The organism is Sphingomonas sp. LHG3406-1, assembly GCF_029637485.1.
Classification (GTDB): Bacteria; Pseudomonadota; Alphaproteobacteria; order Sphingomonadales; family Sphingomonadaceae; genus Sphingomicrobium.
On sequence record NZ_CP069128.1, the window covers coordinates 1,381,678 to 1,399,871 of the forward strand.

At 68.4% G+C, this 18,194-nt stretch carries 21 protein-coding genes; 3 read left to right on the forward strand and 18 right to left on the reverse strand.

All coding sequences use genetic code 11. The features are described from left to right. Positions 1 to 32 precede the first annotated feature (32 nt). The 3 genes from JOY29_RS06835 to JOY29_RS06845 all read right to left on the reverse strand — a co-directional run bounded on the left by JOY29_RS06835 (position 33) and on the right by JOY29_RS06845 (position 3,560). Positions 33 to 1,820: a methyl-accepting chemotaxis protein gene (locus JOY29_RS06835; RefSeq protein WP_300975426.1), complete on the reverse strand. Its 1,788-nt coding sequence runs from the start codon at positions 1,818 to 1,820 to the stop codon at positions 33 to 35. A gap of 80 nt (positions 1,821 to 1,900) precedes the next feature. After that, on the reverse strand, positions 1,901 to 3,013 hold the full coding sequence (gene zapE, locus JOY29_RS06840; protein ID WP_300975427.1) for a cell division protein ZapE: 1,113 nt from the start codon (positions 3,011 to 3,013) through the stop codon (positions 1,901 to 1,903). Between the two features lie 76 nt (positions 3,014 to 3,089). Then, positions 3,090 to 3,560, reverse strand: a complete 471-nt coding sequence (locus JOY29_RS06845; protein WP_300975428.1) for a PaaI family thioesterase — start codon at positions 3,558 to 3,560, stop codon at positions 3,090 to 3,092. 93 nt (positions 3,561 to 3,653) lie between these two features. On the opposite strand from JOY29_RS06845, the gene JOY29_RS06850 reads away from it, so the two are divergent. Then, on the forward strand, positions 3,654 to 4,082 hold the full coding sequence (locus JOY29_RS06850) for a hypothetical protein (protein ID WP_300975429.1): 429 nt from the start codon (positions 3,654 to 3,656) through the stop codon (positions 4,080 to 4,082). Between the two features lie 57 nt (positions 4,083 to 4,139). Here JOY29_RS06850 and JOY29_RS06855 read toward each other — a convergent pair whose 3' ends face one another. The 7 genes from JOY29_RS06855 to JOY29_RS06885 all read right to left on the reverse strand — a co-directional run bounded on the left by JOY29_RS06855 (position 4,140) and on the right by JOY29_RS06885 (position 10,719). Next, the gene (locus JOY29_RS06855) at positions 4,140 to 4,925 is read right to left on the reverse strand and encodes a succinate dehydrogenase iron-sulfur subunit (protein ID WP_300975430.1); all 786 of its coding nucleotides are present in this window, start codon (positions 4,923 to 4,925) and stop codon (positions 4,140 to 4,142) included. 73 nt (positions 4,926 to 4,998) lie between these two features. Continuing rightward, positions 4,999 to 5,466: an MgtC/SapB family protein gene (locus tag JOY29_RS06860; protein ID WP_300975431.1), complete on the reverse strand. Its 468-nt coding sequence runs from the start codon at positions 5,464 to 5,466 to the stop codon at positions 4,999 to 5,001. 25 nt (positions 5,467 to 5,491) lie between these two features. Further along, entirely contained in the window at positions 5,492 to 5,947 is a 456-nt protein-coding gene (locus tag JOY29_RS06865) for a peroxiredoxin (protein ID WP_300975432.1), read from the reverse strand. Continuing rightward, positions 5,944 to 8,640, reverse strand: coding sequence for a bifunctional [glutamine synthetase] adenylyltransferase/[glutamine synthetase]-adenylyl-L-tyrosine phosphorylase (locus JOY29_RS06870; protein WP_300975433.1), 2,697 nt, complete (start codon positions 8,638 to 8,640; stop codon positions 5,944 to 5,946). The genes JOY29_RS06865 and JOY29_RS06870 overlap by 4 nt, the downstream gene beginning before the upstream one ends. A 353-nt stretch (positions 8,641 to 8,993) precedes the next feature. Beyond that, a complete protein-coding gene (locus JOY29_RS06875; protein ID WP_300975434.1) occupies positions 8,994 to 9,632 on the reverse strand; it encodes a sigma-70 family RNA polymerase sigma factor in 639 nt (212 codons plus the stop codon). 67 nt (positions 9,633 to 9,699) lie between these two features. Beyond that, entirely contained in the window at positions 9,700 to 9,840 is a 141-nt protein-coding gene (locus JOY29_RS06880) for a hypothetical protein (protein ID WP_300975435.1), read from the reverse strand. Positions 9,841 to 9,915: 75 nt separating this feature from the next. Beyond that, positions 9,916 to 10,719: a response regulator gene (locus tag JOY29_RS06885; protein WP_300975436.1), complete on the reverse strand. Its 804-nt coding sequence runs from the start codon at positions 10,717 to 10,719 to the stop codon at positions 9,916 to 9,918. 325 nt (positions 10,720 to 11,044) lie between these two features. Here JOY29_RS06885 and JOY29_RS06890 point away from each other — a divergent pair, with 325 nt between their 5' ends. Together JOY29_RS06890 and JOY29_RS06895 are read left to right on the forward strand one after the other, a co-directional pair. Next, complete coding sequence (locus JOY29_RS06890; protein ID WP_300975437.1) at positions 11,045 to 11,179, forward strand: NepR family anti-sigma factor; 135 nt, start codon at positions 11,045 to 11,047, stop codon at positions 11,177 to 11,179. Positions 11,180 to 11,211: 32 nt separating this feature from the next. Further along, entirely contained in the window at positions 11,212 to 12,762 is a 1,551-nt protein-coding gene (locus tag JOY29_RS06895) for a histidine kinase dimerization/phosphoacceptor domain -containing protein (protein WP_300975438.1), read from the forward strand. A gap of 127 nt (positions 12,763 to 12,889) precedes the next feature. Here JOY29_RS06895 and tatC read toward each other — a convergent pair whose 3' ends face one another. The 8 genes from tatC to JOY29_RS06935 are packed head-to-tail and all read right to left on the reverse strand — an operon-like array spanning position 12,890 to position 18,191. Then, complete coding sequence (gene tatC, locus JOY29_RS06900; RefSeq protein ID WP_300975439.1) at positions 12,890 to 13,690, reverse strand: twin-arginine translocase subunit TatC; 801 nt, start codon at positions 13,688 to 13,690, stop codon at positions 12,890 to 12,892. Continuing rightward, positions 13,687 to 14,130 carry a twin-arginine translocase subunit TatB gene (locus tag JOY29_RS06905; protein WP_300975440.1) on the reverse strand — a complete coding sequence of 148 codons (444 nt, stop codon included), beginning with the start codon at positions 14,128 to 14,130 and terminating at the stop codon, positions 13,687 to 13,689. The genes tatC and JOY29_RS06905 overlap by 4 nt, the downstream gene beginning before the upstream one ends. Before the next feature lie 17 nt (positions 14,131 to 14,147). Beyond that, entirely contained in the window at positions 14,148 to 14,417 is a 270-nt protein-coding gene (gene tatA, locus JOY29_RS06910; RefSeq protein ID WP_300975441.1) for a twin-arginine translocase TatA/TatE family subunit, read from the reverse strand. 30 nt (positions 14,418 to 14,447) lie between these two features. Beyond that, the gene (gene scpB / locus JOY29_RS06915) at positions 14,448 to 15,017 is read right to left on the reverse strand and encodes an SMC-Scp complex subunit ScpB (protein WP_300975442.1); all 570 of its coding nucleotides are present in this window, start codon (positions 15,015 to 15,017) and stop codon (positions 14,448 to 14,450) included. After that, positions 15,017 to 15,757: a ScpA family protein gene (locus JOY29_RS06920; protein ID WP_300975443.1), complete on the reverse strand. Its 741-nt coding sequence runs from the start codon at positions 15,755 to 15,757 to the stop codon at positions 15,017 to 15,019. Before JOY29_RS06920 ends, scpB begins: the two co-directional genes overlap by 1 nt. Before the next feature lie 6 nt (positions 15,758 to 15,763). Then, positions 15,764 to 16,774: a beta-N-acetylhexosaminidase gene (gene nagZ / locus JOY29_RS06925; protein ID WP_300975444.1), complete on the reverse strand. Its 1,011-nt coding sequence runs from the start codon at positions 16,772 to 16,774 to the stop codon at positions 15,764 to 15,766. 4 nt (positions 16,775 to 16,778) lie between these two features. After that, positions 16,779 to 17,411 carry an SPOR domain-containing protein gene (locus tag JOY29_RS06930; protein ID WP_300975445.1) on the reverse strand — a complete coding sequence of 211 codons (633 nt, stop codon included), beginning with the start codon at positions 17,409 to 17,411 and terminating at the stop codon, positions 16,779 to 16,781. 36 nt (positions 17,412 to 17,447) lie between these two features. Further along, positions 17,448 to 18,191, reverse strand: a complete 744-nt coding sequence (locus JOY29_RS06935) for an SPOR domain-containing protein (protein ID WP_300975446.1) — start codon at positions 18,189 to 18,191, stop codon at positions 17,448 to 17,450. Positions 18,192 to 18,194 lie beyond the last annotated feature (3 nt).

Below are 18,194 nucleotides of genomic sequence, written 5' to 3' on the forward strand. Positions count from 1 at the left end.
AAGAGCGCTTGCGCCCTGCCCTTCGCTCCCGCTCAGGCTGCCGTGGGGAAGACGGACTGCGGCAGGCGACCGCGGCGCTCGTGGTCGATCGGCTGGTTGCGCTCGCGGCGATCCCAGTTGAACTGCTCGGCGTTGGCGACCAGCTGGCCGGCACTGCCGAGGAGATTGGCGGCGGCGGCGCTGGTCTGCTCGACCATGGCGGCATTCTGCTGGGTGGCGACGTCCATCTGGCGCATCGCGGCGGAGATTTCGGCGACGGCCGAGGCCTGCGCCTGGGCGTCGGACGAGAGCTTCTCGACCAGTTCGGTGACCGAAGCGACGTCGGAAACGATGTCGGTGAACTGCACCTCGACCTCGCACACGCCTTCGACCGCCTGGGCGATCCGCTCGGCGGTGGCAGTGAGCTGCTCGCGGGCGTTGCGCGCCTCTTCCTCCGCCCGCGCGGCGAGCTGGGAGACGAGATCGGCGACGACCGCAAAGCCCTTGCCGACTTCGCCTGCATGACCGGCTTCGACGGCGGCGTTCATCGCGAGGACCCGCGTCTGGAACGCGATCTTGTCGAGCGCTTCCATGACGCCGTCGACGCTGGCCGCGGCTTCGCGCACCTCTTCCATGGTCGAGGCGGCCGTGCGGGCCTTGGCAAGGCCGCGCTCGACGGCGGCCTTGGCCCGCTCCGCCGACTCCGCCGTGCTCTGCGCCGCGTCGCGGGTCGAGGTGACCCGGCGGTCGACGTCGGTCAGGGCGGCCGTGGTCTGCTCGATGGCGGCGGCGTTGGACTGGGTGCGGTTGGACAGGTCGGACGAGGCGTCGGCGATCTCGCCGGCAGCCTGGCGGATCGAGCTGGCGCTGGTCACCACCTGCTGCACCATCTCCCGAAGGGAGAGGATGGCCTGGTTCAGATTGGTCCCGATCATGCCATAGTCGCCGTCGAACTCGGTCTCGAGGACCTTGCGCAGGTCGCCGTCCGACATGCGCATCAGCACGTCCGCCAGCATGTCGACCATCGCCTTCTTCTTGGCGGCATCGCGGCGCTCGACCTCGGCGAGATCCTCCACCACCTTGCGGAAGTGAGCGAAGCCGGCGGCGAGCCTGCCGAGCTCATCCTCGCGATCGATGTGCGGAATGGTGGCTTGCTTGCCTTCTGCGAGGGCGGCGGTCGCTTCGGTCAATTCGGACAGGGGTTCCACGACCCTGCGGTTGAGGAGAAAGGCGGCAGCCATCGTCCCGCCGAGCAGCAGCAGCCCGAAGAAGGCAAGCAGGCCGATCTTGATCTGCAGATTCTGGTCCGTGCTTGCGAGCACCTCCTCCTTGTGGACGTTGGCCGCGGTGACGATCTCATGGATACTGGCCCGGTGATGCTCGAAGGCACGCTCCGCCCGTGAGAAGGAAGCTGCAGCGGAAGCGTCGTCGCCACGGCGGATAGCCGGCACGACCTCCCCATCGATGATCGTCCAGAATTCTTGGGCGCCCTCGTTTACCGGACCATCGAGCAGCTCTTTGAGCTTGGGGTCGAGCTTTCCGGGCTGGTCCCAGAATTCCTTGCGTTCACGAAATTCCTTCTGGAGCTTGGCCAACCTGGCGATCCGCTCCTCCCGGCCCTCCGCGTTTTTCAGCAGGCGGGTCGCCTCCAGCGTCGCTTCCACGAGGAACAGGGGCGGCGGCAGGATGTCGGCCTGGAGATCGCTCGCATATTGCAACTGCTGATCGTTGGCGCCGCCGATGCGGATGGAATTGATCCCGATGGCGAACACGACCGAGCAGACCAGCAGGGTCGACAGGGCGACTGTCGCAGCGATGCGGATCATGCGCTTGATGGTCATCGGAACAGGTCTCTCGTGCTGCGGAGTTTCCCTGAACCTATAGAGGCCCGTGCACGCTTTCGGTCGGCGGCGGCGCTTGTTCAGGCCGTCAGGCCGTGACCTTCGGCGAGATAGCCGGCGCTGCGCATCTCCTCGAGGCGGCTGACGGTGCGCTGGAATTCGAAGGCGCCGGTGCCGGCAGGATAAAGGGCGGCGGGCTCCGCGTCGGCGGCGGCGAGAAGCTTGACCTTGTGTTCGTAGAGCGCGTCGACGAGCGTGACGAACCGCGCCGCCTCGTTGCGTTTCTCGGGTCCCATGACGGGAATGCCGACCAGGATCACCGTGTGGAAACGCTGGGCGACGGCGAGAAAGTCGGCGGCGCCGCGCGCTTCCCCGCACAGACGCTTGAAGGAAAAGACGGCGACGCCCTTGAGGCTCTTGGGCACGTGCAACGTGCGGCCACCGGGAATCGCCAGATCCTCGCTCGGCACGTTGGCGCGATCCTCGACCGGATAGTCGGTGAGCTGGAAGAAGGCCTTCGACAGCGCTTCGGTCGCCGCCGGGCCGTTGGGCACGTGCCAGGTTTCCACCCCGTGCAGGCGGTCGAGCCGATAGTCGGTCGGACCGTCGAGCGCGATCACCTCGAGCTGGTCCTCGAGCAGGTGGATGAAGGGCATGAACAGGTCGCGGTTGAGGCCGTCCTTGTAGAGATCGCGAGGCGCGCGGTTGGAGGTGGTGACCACCGCCACGCCTTCTTCGATGAGGGCGGTGAACAGGCGCGACAGGATCATCGCGTCAGCGGGATTGTTGACCACCATCTCGTCAAAGCAGAGCAGCAGGCTGTCGCGGGCGATGGCCTCGGCGACCGCGGGGATCGGGTCACCCTCCCCCTTCGCCCGCTCCTGGCGGAGCCGGTCGTGCACTTCGAGCATGAAGGCATGGAAGTGGACGCGGCGCTTCAGGGTCACGTCAATGCGGTCGAAGGCAAGGTCCATCAGCATCGACTTGCCGCGCCCGACGCCGCCCCAGAGATAGATCCCACAGACATCGCGGCGGCGTCCGAGCAGGCGGGCGAAGAAGCCGCGCCGCATCGCCAGTTCCGCGCCCAGCCGGTCAAGCCTGGCCACCGCCCGCGCCTGGTCGGGATCGGCCTTGAGCTCGCCCGCTGCGAGCAGCTTGCCGTAGGCGGCGGAAACGGGGCCTGATGCTGTCATCGCGAGCGCGGCAAAGCGATCCACTTCGCGCCGTGGATGGCTTCGCCTTCGACCCGCAGTGACTGGTGGAGGGCGGTCACGTATGGTCGCGAAGCTTCTTCAGCGTGCCGGAAAAGCTGTAGCAGGCCTCGCCGTCCTGGCGGACGACGCCCTGGAGGAAGGCGAGGCTGCGGGTCTGGCGGACCAGTTCGACATGGGCGTCGAGCGGCTTGCCGGCCTGGCCGCGGCCCATGAACTTGGTGGTGAGGTCGAGCGTGACATAATGCGCCTTGCGCATGCCGGCGCAGCGGCCGCCGCCGAACAGGGCCATGTCGATGAAGCTCATCACCATGCCGCCGTGCAACGATCCGCCGAGATTGAGGTGCCGTTCCTCCGGGAACATGCGGACCATCGCGCGGCCGGGGCCGTCGGGGCGGAAGATCAGCTTGCCCGTCTGGGCGGCGAAGCTGTCGGGGTCGAGCTCGATCCAGCTGTACCAGCCGGGATGATCGGGATCTTCCCGGGCGCCCGACGGGCGGTTGTCCATATCCTCTTGAGGTGCGTCCATGACGGCGCGGTAGGAAATGCGCGCGAAAAGGGCAACTTCCCCGCGGATCCGAGCGATGATAGCCTGCCCGCCGCTTCAGTCGAGGAGTCCGTGATGCTGATCGCCGCCGCCATCCTCCTTCAATCCGTGAGCCTCGGCCCTCCCTCGCCGCCGACCGGCCAGGATTTCCGCTCCGGCGGTCAGGGCAGCTGGGTCGAGATGGGCCAGATCGGCCGTTGCGGACTGCCGCATGCCGACTGCGCCAGGGAAGCGTTCGAGGAGGGGCGCACCCCGGACGCCATCACCCATCTGCAGGCCGCGGCGAAGAAGGGCGATGCCTGGGCGATGCGGACGATCGGGCTGATCCTGATGCGCGGCGAAGGCGTTGCTCAGGACCCGGAGACGGGCGCCAGCTGGCTGTTCGAGGCAGCGCTCCACGGCGACAAGCCGGCGATGCGCGCGCTCGGCACCGCCTTCCGGCAGGGACTCGGCGTCGATCGGGACTCGCGCCTCGCCGATTACTGGACGGCGAAGTCGCGCTAGGCGAGACCTGCTGCAATCGGAAATGGAAGCGCCCCTGAACCGATCAGGGGCGATTGCTCAGGCCGCGCGCTCCGCGATGAGCTTCTTGGTCTCGGCGATGGCCTTGGCCGGGTTGAGCCCCTTGGGGCAGACGTTGGCGCAGTTCATGATCGTGTGGCAGCGATAGAGGCGGAACGGATCCTCGAGCTGGTCGAGGCGCTCGCCGGTCATCTCGTCGCGGCTGTCGGCCAGCCAGCGATAGGCCTGGAGCAGGATGGCGGGTCCGAGGAAGCGGTCGCCGTTCCACCAGTAGCTGGGACAGCTGGTCGAGCAGCAGAAGCACATGATGCATTCGTAAAGGCCGTTCAGCCGCTCACGGTCCTCGGGGCTCTGCAGCCGCTCCTTGCCGCTCGGCTCGGGCGTCGCGGTCTTCAGCCATGGCTGGATCGAGGCATATTGGGCGTAGAGGTGGGAGAAGTCGGGGACGAGGTCCTTGATGACGTCGCAGTGCGGCAGCGGGGTGACGCGAAGATCGCCCTTCACATCCTCGATTGCGGTGGTGCAGGCGAGGCCGTTGCGGCCGTCCATGTTCATCGAGCAGGAGCCGCAGATGCCCTCGCGGCAGGAGCGGCGGAAGGTGAGCGTGGGATCGAGTTCGTTCTTGATCTTGATGAGCGCGTCGAGGACCATCGGCCCGCATTCGTCGAGGTTGACCTCGTAGCTGTCGTAGCGCGGATTTTCGCCCGTGTCGGGGTCGTAGCGGTAGATCTTGAACGTCTTGACCCGGTTGGCACCGGCTTCCGCCTTGTACTGGCGGCCCTTGCCCTTGATGACACTGTTGGCGGGAAGCGTGAACTCGGCCATTCTCAATCCTCTTGCGCTTGGGCGCGAGATAGTGGGGAGAAGGTCGGAAAGCCAGCCCTTCCAAAGGTCCGTATTACTCGCGTCCGGAGCCCCGGTCGGGATCATGTTCGACCATCTTCTTGAGCGGCGCGAGCAGGTATAGCGTGATGAAGGCCATGACGGTCAGGACCACCGCGACGTCGATCGCCCCGAGACCGACCGCAAGCCCGATGGCACCGGTCACCCACAGGCTGGCAGCGGTGGCCGTTCCCTTGACGCTGTCCCTGACCTTGAGGATCGCGCCGCCGCCGATGAAGCCCATGCCGGTGATCAGGCCCTCGATGACCCGGGCGGTGGCTTCGGGCGAGTCGCCGACCATGGTCTCCGCCGCCTGGAAGAAGCCGCAGGCGGCCACTGCGACCAGCGGAAAGGTCCGCAACCCGGCGCTTCGTTCCTCCCGCTCGCGGTTCCAGCCGATGGGCAGCGCCAGCACATAGGCGAGCAGCAGGGAGGCGAGGTGCGGCCAGAGATCGAAGCGATCGGTGCCGAAGAGTTCCGTCATGGAACCGTAACAATCGGCCCGGTTCTTAGCTCCCCTGCGCCGCCTTCAGCACTTCGGAGGCATGGCCCGGGACCTTCACCTTGCGCCAGGCCCTGAGCACCGTGCCGTCGGCGCCGATCAGGAACGTGGCGCGCTCCATGCCCATGTACTTGCGGCCGTACATGCTCTTCTCGACCCAGGTGCCGAAGGCTTCGCTGACCGCGCCATCGTCGACGGCGAGCGGGACCTTGAGCTCGTACTTGGCGATGAACTTGTCGTGGCTCTTGGCGCTGTCGCGCGAGATGCCGACGATCCTGGTCCCGGCCTCGGCGAAGTCACCGGCGAGCGCCGTGAAGTCCTGCGCTTCCCTAGTGCAGCCCGACGTGTCGTCCTTGGGGTAGAAATAGAGCACCAGCTTGCCGCCCGGCGCGGCGAGGTCGATGTCCTGCCCGTCCGTGGTCGCAAGCCTGAGCGCCGGTGCCCGTCCGCCTTCCTCGATCATTTCTCGCCTTCCCTCACCCGTTGCCAGCGCTCGGCAATGCGTGCCCGCGCCACGTCCAGCGCGGCCAACAGCGCATCCCAATCGCCTTGTCCACACAGGCTTGCGACGAGGGTGCGGCTGGCCAGCGGTACCTCGCGCCCGGACCCGGGCGCGACCAGGCGAAATACGACCAGGAAGCGGCTGAGAAGACGGAGGTCCGAATCGGTCGCCTGGTCGAGGAGCCCGGCCTCGGCAAGGGCCGCGATGGCGACCTCGAGGCGCGGGTCGAGGCCGATGTGGCTGGTGAGCTGGAGCGTGTGGACGGCGAATTCGAGGTCGACCAGCCCGCCGGGCCCGAGCTTGACGTCGAGGGGACCGGAGGACGGTTTGTGCGCCGCCATCTCGCGGCGCATGGCGGCAGCATCGGATCGCACGGTGGCGGCGTCGCTGGGCATGGTGAGGATGGCGCGGATGGCCTCCCGCACACGGGCCTGGAACCGGGCGCTGCCGGTCAGCGGACGGGCGCGGCAGAGGGCGAGATGCTCCCAGGTCCAGGCATCGGATCGCTGATAGGCATCGAAGGCCGGCAGGCTGACGGCGAGCATGCCCTGCGCCCCCTGCGGGCGGAGGCGGGTGTCGACCTCGTAGAGCGGGCCCGCCGCGGTGGGCACGGACAGAGCGGCGACGATGCGGCTCGCCAGCCGGTTAAAATAGTCGGTGGGTCCAAGCGGGCGGCGGCCGTCGGAGCGCGCGCCTTCGGGTGCGTCGAACAGGAAGATGAGGTCGAGGTCGCTGGCGTTGGTCAGCGCCTGCCCGCCAAACCGGCCAAGGGCGAGCACCGCCAGTTCGCCGCCGTCGATCCTGCCGTGGGTCTCGGCGAAGCTGTCGGTGACCCGGTCGACCAGGACCCGCACGGCTGCCTCGGCAAGCGCGCTATAGCCTTCGGCGATGGCGATCGGGTCGCGGTGGGCGGCGACGAGCTGGACGCCGAGCGCGAAGCGGCGCTCGCCGACCAGCCGGCGGATGCGGTCGAGCGCCTGGTCCAGCCCCTCCCCGCGCACGGCGCCGGCGAACAGCTTGGCGAGCATGTCGGCATCGGGCGGCGCGGCGAAGCTGCTTTCGTCGATCAGCCCGTCGAGCAGGGTTGGCCGTCGGGCGAGCTGGTCGGCGAGCGCCGGCGCCTGGGCGAGGATCAGCGCCAGCATGTCGGCGAGCGCCGGTCGCGCTTCGAGCAAGCGGAAGAAGTTCACCCCGCTCGACAGACGCTCGATGACGTCGCTCAGCCGGTTGAGCGCACGCATGGGGTCGGGCGCGGCGGCGATCCGGGGCAGCAACGCGGGAAGCATGCCCTCGAAGGCGCGGCGGGCGGCGGGGGAGCGGAGGGAACGCGCGCGCGCGCTCCGCCAGTCGGCGATCCGGCGCGCGGCCTCGGCGGGGTCGGGCCAGCCCATTGCCTGCAGCTCGGCGCGGAGGAGGTCGGGATCGTTGGACAGGGTCTCGCCGCCAGTCTCGACCAAACTGTCGAAGGCGGCGCCGACCCGCTCGACATGTGGCACGAGGTGGGCGAGCAGGGCGCGGCTGTCGGGCTCGCCGGCGAGCCGCGCCACGGTCTCGAGCGCCTCGCCTTCGGGCAGGCGATGCTCCTGCCGGTCGTCGATCATCTGGACTCGATGCTCGGCGGTGCGGAGCGCGCGATAGGCGTCGGCGATGGCGGCCGCCTGCTGCGGGTCGAGCCGGCCGGCCTCGGCCAGCGCGGAGAGGGCATCGAGGGTGGCGGGTGCGCGGAGCGCCGGCTCGCGGCCGCCATGGACCAGCTGCTGGACCTGGGTGAAGAATTCCGCCTCGCGGATGCCGCCGCGGCCGCGCTTGAGATCGTAGCCGGGTCCGAAGGCCTGTCCCTGCGCAAAATGATCGCGGATCCGGAGCGAGATGGCGCGAATCTCGTCGATGGCGCCGAAGTCCAGCGCGCGGCGCCAGACGAACGGGCGTATCTCGGCAAGGAAGCGCTCCCCGAGCGCCTCGTCGCCGGCGCAGCAGCGGGCGCGGATGAAGGCGGCGCGCTCCCACGGCAGGGCGCTGCTCTCGTAATAGGAGATGGCGGCTTCGACCGGCAGCGCGATGGGGGTGGCTTCGGGCGAGGGGCGCAGGCGGAGGTCGACACGGGCGACATAGCCGTCGGCGTCGCGTTCCTGCAGCAGCTCGATCAGCCGGCGGCCGAAGCGCACCGCGGCCTGGGCCGGCTCGTCGCGCGGGCGGCGCGGCAGGCTGTCGGGGTCGTAGAGGAGGATCAGGTCGACGTCGGAGCTGTAGTTGAGCTCACGGCTGCCGAGCTTGCCGAGCGCGAGCACCGTCATTCCGCCGGGCACCGCATCCGGGAAGCGTTCGCGGATGGCGGCGGACAGCGCTTCGTCGATCGCATGGTCGGCGAAGTCGGACAAAGCGGCGGTGACGGCTTCGAGCGAAAGCTCACCGGCGAGGTCGCCGAGCGCGGTGGCGAGCGCCAGTCGCTGCCGCTCGATGCGGAGCCGGCGGCCGGTCGTCGCAGCTGCCGCCCCGCCCACCGTGACGGCCTCGAGCGCCGCCTGGCTGCCGTCCGACACGAAGGCGGCGACCAGATCGGGGTGACGTTCGCAGAGGCCGCGGAGGAAGGGCGACCAGCGTTCAGCCCGCTGGACCGCTCCGGCCCGCACCTGTTGCAGATGGCCCACGCTCACCGCCATCCAATGTCTGCTCCGCAACAGAGGGGCAACGATTGGACTGCTTCTGCGTTGAGCAGCCAAATGAATTCCGCATCCAAAGAGACGGCGGCGGCGGTAGAAACGAACCAGGACTTGGATCGACGCATCATCAGGGTCGAGCTACCGCCTGCACATGCCGGTGTCACCGCTGCTCTTCGGCGGGCGTTTGCCTCTGTCCCTCAGGGCGGAAGCGACCGTGCCTTCGACGAGCTGCTCGCAAGACTGGGGTGACACCCTTTCCGGTGAAGGCCGGACGAAAAGGAAAAGGGCTCCGGCGGAAGCTGGAGCCCTTTTTGTAGCTGCCGGAAGGATGGCGGGAGAAGCCGCGATCAGCCCCGGTGACCGGCCAGTTCGTCGACCTCGCCCATGATCTGGGCAAGTGCGGTCGTGTCAGGATCGGTCTTGTGCTGGCGCCGGCTGGGCAGTTTCCCGCCGCTCAGCAATTGCTCGAGCGCGACACGGCCGCGCGCGACGCGGCTCTTGATCGTACCGACCGCACAGCCGCAGATCTCGGCCGCTTCCTCATAAGCAAAGCCGCCCGCGCCAACCAGGATCAGCGCTTCGCGCTGCGGCTGCGGCAGGTGCAACAGCGCCCGCTGCATGTCGCCCAGCTCGACGTGCCGGTCCTGGCTGGCCGGCGCGGCGAGCAGCTTGGAGGCGGTGATCTCGTCCCACTCGCCCTTGAAGCGGGCGCGCCGCATCTGGCTGAGGAAAAGATTGCGAAGGATGATGAAGGTCCAGGCGCGCATGTTGGTGCCTGCCTGGAAGCGCTTGCGCGCCGCCCACGCCTTCAGCAAGGTCTCCTGCACCAGATCGTCGGCGAGGTCGCGGCTGCCTGACAGCGAGCGGCCGAAGGCGCGCAGGTGCGGGATGACCTGCGCCAGCTGAACCTTGAATTCCGGGTCCGAGAGAGGAACGGGCTCCGCCCGTGCCGCTTCTGCCGGCTGATCGTCGATTTCGTCGCTCACTTGTCCCCGACTGCTTGCCTGATTGTTGACGGCAGCGCCTGCGATGTGCGTCATGCTGCCGCTCCGCTCAACCGGCCACGAAATAGATGATGGCGAACGCCAGGATGACAAGGCTCAGCCCGCCGATCAGTGCCACCCGCGCGACACCCGGAGTCGTACCGGCGCGCGCTTCGGTTCCGGTGAGATGTTCCGGTTCATTCTGGTTCATGGAAAATTGGCGCTCCGAGAAGTTTCGAAGCGCCAACGCAACGATGGGAACCAGAGTTCCCCCGCCGCCGGTGCATCAACCGGCTGGAACGGTCGCCGCATCGAAGAACAGGGCCTGGGCGATCGCCGCCTTCACCGTCGCCCGCTGGAAAGGCTTGGTGATGAGGAAGGTCGGCTCCGGACGGGCGCCGGTCAGCAGCCGCTCCGGGAAGGCGGTGATGAAGATCACCGGCACCGAGAATTCTGCCAGGATGTCGCGCACGGCATCGATGCCGCTTGAATCGTCGGCCAGCTGGATGTCGGCCAGCACCAGCCCCGGCGGGTGGGCACGCGCCTGGGCGACGGCTTCGTCGCGGGTCACGGCGACTCCGGTGACGGTGTGGCCGAGGTCACGGACGATGGTCTCGATATCCATGGCGATGATCGGTTCGTCCTCGATGATGAGGACGTCGGCGAGGGTCTGCCGCTCGATCTCGGACAGAGCTTCCTGGACCAGATTGTCGACGTCGCTTGGGCTGGCGGCGATAAGATAGCCGGCATCGGACGAGGAGAAGCCCTCCAGCGCCGTCAGCAGCAGGGCCTGACGCGACAGTGGCGTGATCCGGCTGAGGCGGGCCTGGGCGATCGCCTCGGGATTGCCGGACGAGCCCGCGCCGAGATCGCCGCCCTCTTCGATGTTGGCGGTCGACCAGATGGCGTGAAAGGTCTTGTAGAGGCCGAGCCGCGGCTCGACTTCACGCGGAAAGCTGTCCGGAGCGGCGACGATGGCTTCCAGTGTCGCGCGAACGAAGGCGTCGCCGTGAGTCTGGCTGCCGGTGAGCGCGCGGGCATAGCGCCGCAGGAATGGCAAATGCGGCGCAAGTTCCTGGCCTAGCGACATCGTGTCTCTGTGCTCCTATTCTTAATCTCGACGACCCTATTGGAAGCGCCTCGATGAAACTGCAACCCTGACGCGGCCCCGCTTTTCGGCTGCAGGCTGAGGACGGCAACGATTGTTACGCCAGCTGGAACAAAGTTGTCTCGATTTGGTTTCGTGTGCGGGCAGCCCCTTGTTGGACGAGGCGGCTGCCCGACTTTTACGGGGGCGGGCCGCAAGAGCTCGTGTCATGAGGAACAGCCATTTGCGCCAAGCGACAATTCGGCGGGAGGGGACCAAGGGGTTGAGTGCAGAGAATAGCAACCATGGTCCAGCGGACGACAAGACGTTGAAGAAAACGTCCGCCAAGCGGCGGGGTGCTGGTTCCGACGATGTCGGCAAGGCTCTCCGCAGCGCCTATGACGAGGCACTGCGAGAGGAAGTTCCCGACGATTTCCTCGACCTCCTCGGCAAGCTGAGCTGACCCGGGCGTCGCGAACGCGCCCGCTGCAGACGATGTCCAACGTCAAAGCCTGGTTCCAGCAGCTCCCCACGGCCGGCAAGCTGCTGCTGCTGCTGTCCGCAGCGATCCTTCCCCTCGGCCTTGTGCTGATCGTTGCGGCGACCAGCGGGATCAACCAGGCCAATCAGGCGCTGTCGGCCCGCGCCAACGACCAGGGCCGGCTGGCCATCCGTGCCATCGACAGCCTGATCGCCCGCAACGTCCTTGCCCTCCGCATCGCCGCCAACGGCGCCCTCGACGGCTCCGGCGATCCTTGCGAGGACCTCAGGCGGGCGCTGAGCAGCGCGCCGAGCACGCCTGGCAGCTTCCTTGTCACCGATCCCGTTGGCACCGTCCTGTGCAACCGAGGAGAGCCGACCGGCGACAGCCGACCGAACCTGCTGGTCGCTCCCGGACAAGCCCGCTTGTGGCTCTCCCCCGACGGCGGGCGGCTGCATTATCGCGTCGGCGTGCTGGGGGGCTCGGCCACCAGCTCGATCAACCGCGAGGCCTTTCGCGCCGCACTGGTGGCTGCCCGTGCGGGAACCACCACGCTCAGGATCACCGACGGCGGCAGCGAATTGCGGATCGGATCGGCGCCGGTCCAGGCTCCGGCAATCGGCCTGGACCATTCCATCGTCACCATCGAGCAAGCGATCGCCGGAGGGCAGCTGCAAGTTCGGGCCGACGTGACGTCGGGCCAGGTGGAATCGATCGACCGTCTGGTCATCCTGCTGCCGGTGCTCATGTGGATCGTCGCCGCGGTGCTGAGCTGGCTGGTCGTCCGCACCTTCCTTCTGCAACCGCTGCGCCGCATCCAGAAGGCGATCGGCGCGCATGAGCCGGGCAGCGGTGCACTCGAGCTTCCCGACCGCCTCGGCTCGGCCATCGAGATCCGCGATCTCGGGGCCTCCTTCGCCCGCGCGGTGGCGCGGATCGAAAGCAGCGAGAAGGACATGGCCGATGCCCTCGAAGGCCAGCGCAAGCTGGTGCGCGAGGTGCACCACCGGGTGAAGAACAACCTGCAGGTGGTGGCCAGCTTGCTCAACATCCACCGGCGCAGCGCCAAGAGCGAGGATGCCAAGGATGCCTATTCCTCGATCGGCCGCCGGGTCGACGCGCTCGCGGTCGTGCACCGCAACCATTATGCCGAGCTGGAGGAAAACCGCGGCATCGCGCTCCGGCCGCTGTTGAGCGAACTGGCCGCCAATCTGCGCGGCAGTGCGCCGGACAGCGCCCGCGGGCTAGACGTGAGGCTGGATCTCGAAAGCCTCAACACGACCCAGGACGTGGCGGTGGCGACGGCCTTCCTGACGACCGAGATCGTCGAGAATGCGATGATGGCCAGCCCCGAGACGCCGATCACGCTGACCCTTCGCCGGACCGGCGCGCTCACTGCTCGCTTCACCCTCGCCACCGGGACATCGCCGGAAGCCGCGGAGAACGACCCGGAGAATCAGCAGTTTGAGCGGATCATCTCCGGCCTCGCCAAGCAGCTGCGTTCCACGCTTGAACGCGCTCCGGGCCATTACAGCGTCGACCTTCCGGTCTTTCCGCCGCGTTGACGCGCGGCCGGCAGGCCACGAAATCCGGATTCAGAAAAAAAGTGTTGCGCCATTTGGAACCCCAATCCGGATGCACCGTTTTCTTCTTCGGATAGCGACCTTTTGCCCCCCCGCTCTCGCTGTCCGCTTACACGGGCCCGGAATCGTCAACCCTCCCCCCCCCCGGTGACGATTTCGGGCCCGCTTTGCGTCTGGCGGCCCGCCAATTGGTCACGCGGATGGCGATGATAGCGCTTTCGTAGAGCAGCCACAGGGGCACAGCGAGCATGAACTGGCTGATGGCATCCGGCGGTGTCAGCACCGCGGCGACCGCGAAGGCGCCGACAATGGCATAGCGGCGCTTGGCCGCCAGTTGCTCGCGGGTCACCAGCCCGGCCCGCTCCAGCAACATCAGCAGGATCGGAAGCAGGAAGGCGACGCCGAAGCCGAACAGGAAGCGGGTCACGAAACTCAGATAATTGCCGACGGCCGGCAGGGCTTCCTGGTCGATGCCGCCGACATCGCCCTGGAAGCCGAGCAGGAAGTGCAGCGCCCAGGGCATGGCAAGGAAGTAGGCGAAGCTGGCGCCGCCCGCGAAGAAGACGGGCGTGAGGAGAAGGAAGGGGAGGACCGCCTTCTTCTCCTTGGCGTAGAGGCCGGGGGCGACGAACCGCCAGCCCTGGGTCGCGATCACCGGGAAGCAGACCATCAAGGCGGCGAACAGCGCAACCTTCACCTGCACCCAGAAGGCCTCGAACACGTCGGTGTAGATGACCCGCGTCTCGCCGGCGTCCTTCAGCGGCTGGACCAGCACGGAAAAGATCGGCCGGGCGAAATAATAGCAGATGAAGAAGGCGACCAGCAGGACGGCGACGCAGATGAGCAACCGCTTCCGCAATTCGACGAGATGGTCGAACAGGGGCGCCTTGGTCTCGTCGATGTCCCTCACGGGAGTTCCCGCCGGTGGTGCTCGGGCTCGGGCAGCGGGAGCGGAGGTTCGTCGTCGAGGGTCGGCGCGGGCGGGTTGCGCGCCTCGGCGTCACCCGGCACGAGCGGCGCCGGGGTGTTCTGGTCATCCCCCGGCTCGTTCGTCCCGAGCATAGTCGAGGAACCGGCGCCAAGCTCCTCGCTCGCGCCGACATAGGGGAGCGCGACCGGATGCTCGCGCATGATCCGCTCATTTTCCTCCCGCCAGCGCTTCTCCATTTCCTCCAGCTCCGCCTCGCGCATCATGTTCTCGATGCCGGCGGTGAAGTGGCGGGCGTGGGCGCGTGCGCGCCCGACCCAGCGGCCGACCGTCCGCATCGCGCCCGGCAATTCCTTGGGCCCGATGAAGATCAGCGCCGCCAGCGCGACGATCAGGAGTTCGGTGGTGTCGACGCCGAACATGCGGCGCTAGGATCCGGTCAGCGCGGCGTGTGATCGGACGGCGGCGGCGCGACCGGATCGGCAGCCGAGCGGTTCGGCGAGACATCGATCGGGCGCTCCGGGCTGCCGAGACGACGCGCCTCTTCCGCCTTGCGCTTCTGTTCTTCGTCGTCCTCGCTGAGGCCCTGCTTGAAGCTCTTCAGCCCCTTGGCGACGTCGCTCATCATCGCGGAGAAGCGATTGCCGCCGAACAGCAGCAGAATCACGATTCCGAGAATGAGCCAGTGGATCAGGCTGAAGCCGCCCATGATGAAAAAACTCCGTTGGTTGACGGCTATCTAGTCGTCTTCGCCGCCGCTTTCCAGTTGCAGACTGAGGACGGCCTCGTCGATCGGGTCGAGCAGGCCGGCGGCGCGCAGGTCCTCGATGCCCGGCAGGTCGCGGCGGCTGGCGAGCCCGAAGTGGGTCAGGAAGTCGGCGGTGGTGGCGTAGAGCAAGGGCCGCCCCGGGCTTTCGCGGCGACCGGCGGGGCGGATCCAGCCCGCCTCCATCAGCACGTCGAGGGTGCCCTTGGCGGTCTGGACGCCGCGGATGGCCTCGATCTCGGCGCGGCTGACCGGCTCGTGATAGGCGATGATGCTGAGCGTCTCGGTTGCGGCGCGGCTCAGGCGGCGCGGCTCCTCGCGGGTGCGGCGAAGGAGGTGGGCAAGGTCGGGTGCCGTCTCGAAGTGCCAGCTGCCGCCGCGCTCGACCAGGCGGATGCCGCGATCGGTGTAGAGGGCCGAGAGTTCGGACAGCGCGGCCGCAACGTCGCCCTCGCCGGCGTAGGCGGTGATGTCGGAGGCGCCAAGTGGCTCGGCGGCGGCGAACAGCACGGCTTCGACCGCGCGGACGAAGTCGGTGGCCATCAGCCGGCCCGCCGCAGTTCGAGCGGCGCGAAGGGCTCGGACTGGCGCAATTCCACCCTCCCCTGCCGTGCCAGTTCGAGGGCGGCGACGAAGGAGGAGGCGAGCGCGGAGCGGGCGAAGACCGGATCGGTGCTGGCGGCGACGAACCGTTCCAGCCGGGTCCAGTCGAGCGCGCTTCCGACCAGCGCCGACACCCGCTCGATGGCTTCCTCCAGCGTCAGCACCGCGCGGCGGGCGACGACGTGCATGACAGGCGCCGAGCGGGCGCGGACCAGGCCGTAGGCGGCGGCAAGATCGAACAGGGAGGCCTCCCACTTCGCCTTGCGCACCTGCCGCAGGCCCTCGGGCGCACCACGCAGGAAGACGTCGCGGCCGAGCCGGTCGCGAGCCATCAGCCGCGCACCAGCCTCGCGCATCGCGTCGAGCCGTTGCAGGCGGAGTTGCAATCGGGCGGCCAGCTCCTCGGGGCTTGGGTCCTGCTCGGGGTCCTTGGGCAGCAGCAGGCAGGACTTCAGGTAGGCGAGCCAGGCGGCCATCACGAGATAGTCGGCGGCGATCTCAAGCTTCAGCGCCTTCGCGCCCTCGAGGAAGGAGAGATACTGCTCGACCAGTTGCAGGATGGAGATGTGCTTGAGGTCCACCTTCTGCGCCCGCGCGAGGCTCAGGAGCAGGTCGAGCGGTCCTTCCCAGGCACCGAGACTGAGCTGAAGCGGCTCATCGGTCGCCGGGAGCAGGCTCATGCCGCCTCAAGCCAGCGCCAGCAGCTCATCGCGGACCGCTACGGCTTCGGCGAAGTCGGGACCGTCGGCGCCGCCGAGCAGCGCACCCGCCATCGCCCGGGCGAGGCGCGCCTCGGCATCCACGGTCATCGCGCCGACATAAGCGTCGACGTCGACCATCTCGTCGAACTTGCCGGAGCAGTGGAGCGTCAGGTCACAGCCGGCGGCGAGAGCGGCCGCCGAGCGTTCCCCGGCCGACCCCGACAGCGCCTCCATCCCGATGTCGTCGGTCATCAGCAGGCCGGCGAAGCCGATGCGTTTGCGGATGATCTCCTCGATAATGAAAGGCGACTGGCTGGAGGGATGCTCCGCGTCCCAGGCCTCGAACAGGATGTGCGCGACCATGCCCATCGGCGCGTCGCGAAGCGCCTCGAACGGCTCCAGGTCGACGTCCAGTGCCTCGGCCGATGCGGTGACGCGCGGCAACTCCTTGTGGCTGTCGACGGTCGCCCGTCCGTGGCCCGGCATGTGCTTGACGACCCCGATCACCCCGGCCGAGGCGAGGCCGTCGAGCACCGCCCGGCCGATCGCCGCCACCTGCATCGGCTCGGTGCCATAGGCACGATCGCCGACGATCTGGTCCGCGTCCGGCTGCCGCACGTCGAGCATGGGCGCGCAATTGACGTTGATGCCGTGGCTGGCGAGCAGCAGGCCGATGGCGCGGGAGTTGAGCCTTGCGGCCTCGATCGCGCTCGATGGCGCGGTGCGGTAGAGGCGGTCGAACACGCCGCCAGGCGGCAGTGCCGGCCAGACGGGCGGCTTCATCCGCATCACCCGGCCGCCTTCCTGATCGATCAGGATCGGCAGGTCGGCGCGGCCGTGAAGGTCGCGCAACGACGCGGTCAGGCCCTTGAGCTGCTCCGGATCGCCGCAGTTGCGGGCGAACAGGATGTAGCCGGCGGGATCGACCTCAAGGAAGAAAGCGCGCTCCTCGGCGGTGAGCACGAGCCCCGAGAGGCCGTAAATGGCTGCCTGCATCGCCCTAGCGGACCACGAAGCAGGCATCGCCCGCCGCCTTGAGCAGCTGGCAGGCGGCGCGCGCCTCAGCCGGGCTGGCGAAGCCGGCGCGCAGGCGCTGACCGCGCTGGTAGGGCACCACGATCTTGCTTGCGCCGGCGATTGCCGGGAAGCGACCGGACAGGGTCGCCCAGGCGGCATTGGCCTCGGCGGCAGTGCCGAAGAAGCCGAGCTGCACGCTGCTTCCGGATGGCACGGCCGCAGCCGCCGGCGGCGCCGGGTCGGCCGGCTCCGCCTCGGCGGCCGGGGCGGGCTCGGCCGGCCTCGCCTTGGGCAGCGCGACCGGTTCCTCCGGCACGGCATCGAGGTCGATCTGGCCGTCGACCTTCTCGCCGGCACCGGTGGCAAAGGCGGTCTCGCTGTCGCCGGTGACGTCGATCCCGCCCGGATCGGTGGGCTTGACCTTGACCGGGCCCGGCTCGGCGCGGATCAGCTCGGGCGGACCGCTGCCTTCAGCCCCCTGCCGCTGGCCGAGCCAGTACAGCGTTCCCGCGACCAAGGCCGCGGCCAGCAGCACGACGAGGATCGCTGCAAGCATCTTGCGCGCGGACAGAGCGGGCGGCTCATCCTCGTCCTCGACCGGCTCGAGCCATGGCAATGGCTCTCCCTCAACTCCCCGCGACGTCGCCATGAATCAGTACACCACCACGCAGGACTGCCCCGCTCTTTCAAGCTGCTGGCATATGACAACCGACTGGGCTTGCGAAGAGGTACCGAGCTGCAATCGATACATGCGGGTCGGACGGCCGCCGCCGAGCCCACGGACGTCGACCGAGTTCACCATCTTGGGCTTGGTGGCGAGATAGGGGTAGCGGCGGGTGACCCGGCGCCAGGTCTCTTCGGCCTGGGCGCGGTTCGGAAACGCACCGAGCTGGACCACACGGCCGCGATCGGGGTTTGGATTGAAGACGATCGCGGGCGAGGCACCGGTCTGTGGCGGCGCTGAAATGGCCGGCTCGTCGGCGGGGAAGACGGGGCGCCGGACCACGCGGGCGTCGCTGCTGGAGCGCCGCTCCACGCGTAGCTCCGCCTGCCGACGATCGGTCGCCGGGGCACGAGGTGCGGGCTGGGCGGGCAAGGCCTCGACGGGAGCGGTGGCGGCTTCAGCAGGCGGTGCAGCCGGAGCGATCGGCTCGGCCGGGCGGTTGACGGGAACCGGGATGGCGGTCTCGGCCGGCAGTTCGGGCGGCGCGGCGTCACGCTGGCCGGTGCTCAGCCACCAGGCGCCGACGGCCACCATGGCGACCAGCAGGAACAGCAGCAGATACCAGGGCCACATGGCGCGGCCGACGGGCTTGGCGCGAACGTCCGGGCTTGCGGGCGCCGTCACCGGCGGCTCGTCGGGAAGCCACGGCAGGCGCTCGCTCGTCAGCCGCATCGC

Coding starts and splice junctions, on each gene's coding strand:
- JOY29_RS06835 (WP_300975426.1), bottom strand. CDS start 1,820: ATGACCATCAAGCGCATGATCCGCATCGCTGCGACAGTCGCCCTGTCG.
- zapE (WP_300975427.1), bottom strand. CDS start 3,013: ATGACAGCATCAGGCCCCGTTTCCGCCGCCTACGGCAAGCTGCTCGCA.
- JOY29_RS06845 (WP_300975428.1), bottom strand. CDS start 3,560: ATGGACGCACCTCAAGAGGATATGGACAACCGCCCGTCGGGCGCCCGG.
- JOY29_RS06850 (WP_300975429.1), top strand. CDS start 3,654: ATGCTGATCGCCGCCGCCATCCTCCTTCAATCCGTGAGCCTCGGCCCT.
- JOY29_RS06855 (WP_300975430.1), bottom strand. CDS start 4,925: ATGGCCGAGTTCACGCTTCCCGCCAACAGTGTCATCAAGGGCAAGGGC.
- JOY29_RS06860 (WP_300975431.1), bottom strand. CDS start 5,466: ATGACGGAACTCTTCGGCACCGATCGCTTCGATCTCTGGCCGCACCTC.
- JOY29_RS06865 (WP_300975432.1), bottom strand. CDS start 5,947: ATGATCGAGGAAGGCGGACGGGCACCGGCGCTCAGGCTTGCGACCACG.
- JOY29_RS06880 (WP_300975435.1), bottom strand. CDS start 9,840: ATGAACCAGAATGAACCGGAACATCTCACCGGAACCGAAGCGCGCGCC.
- JOY29_RS06885 (WP_300975436.1), bottom strand. CDS start 10,719: ATGTCGCTAGGCCAGGAACTTGCGCCGCATTTGCCATTCCTGCGGCGC.
- JOY29_RS06895 (WP_300975438.1), top strand. CDS start 11,212: ATGTCCAACGTCAAAGCCTGGTTCCAGCAGCTCCCCACGGCCGGCAAG.
- JOY29_RS06905 (WP_300975440.1), bottom strand. CDS start 14,130: ATGTTCGGCGTCGACACCACCGAACTCCTGATCGTCGCGCTGGCGGCG.
- tatA (WP_300975441.1), bottom strand. CDS start 14,417: ATGGGCGGCTTCAGCCTGATCCACTGGCTCATTCTCGGAATCGTGATT.
- scpB (WP_300975442.1), bottom strand. CDS start 15,017: ATGGCCACCGACTTCGTCCGCGCGGTCGAAGCCGTGCTGTTCGCCGCC.
- JOY29_RS06920 (WP_300975443.1), bottom strand. CDS start 15,757: ATGAGCCTGCTCCCGGCGACCGATGAGCCGCTTCAGCTCAGTCTCGGT.
- nagZ (WP_300975444.1), bottom strand. CDS start 16,774: ATGCAGGCAGCCATTTACGGCCTCTCGGGGCTCGTGCTCACCGCCGAG.
- JOY29_RS06935 (WP_300975446.1), bottom strand. CDS start 18,191: ATGCGGCTGACGAGCGAGCGCCTGCCGTGGCTTCCCGACGAGCCGCCG.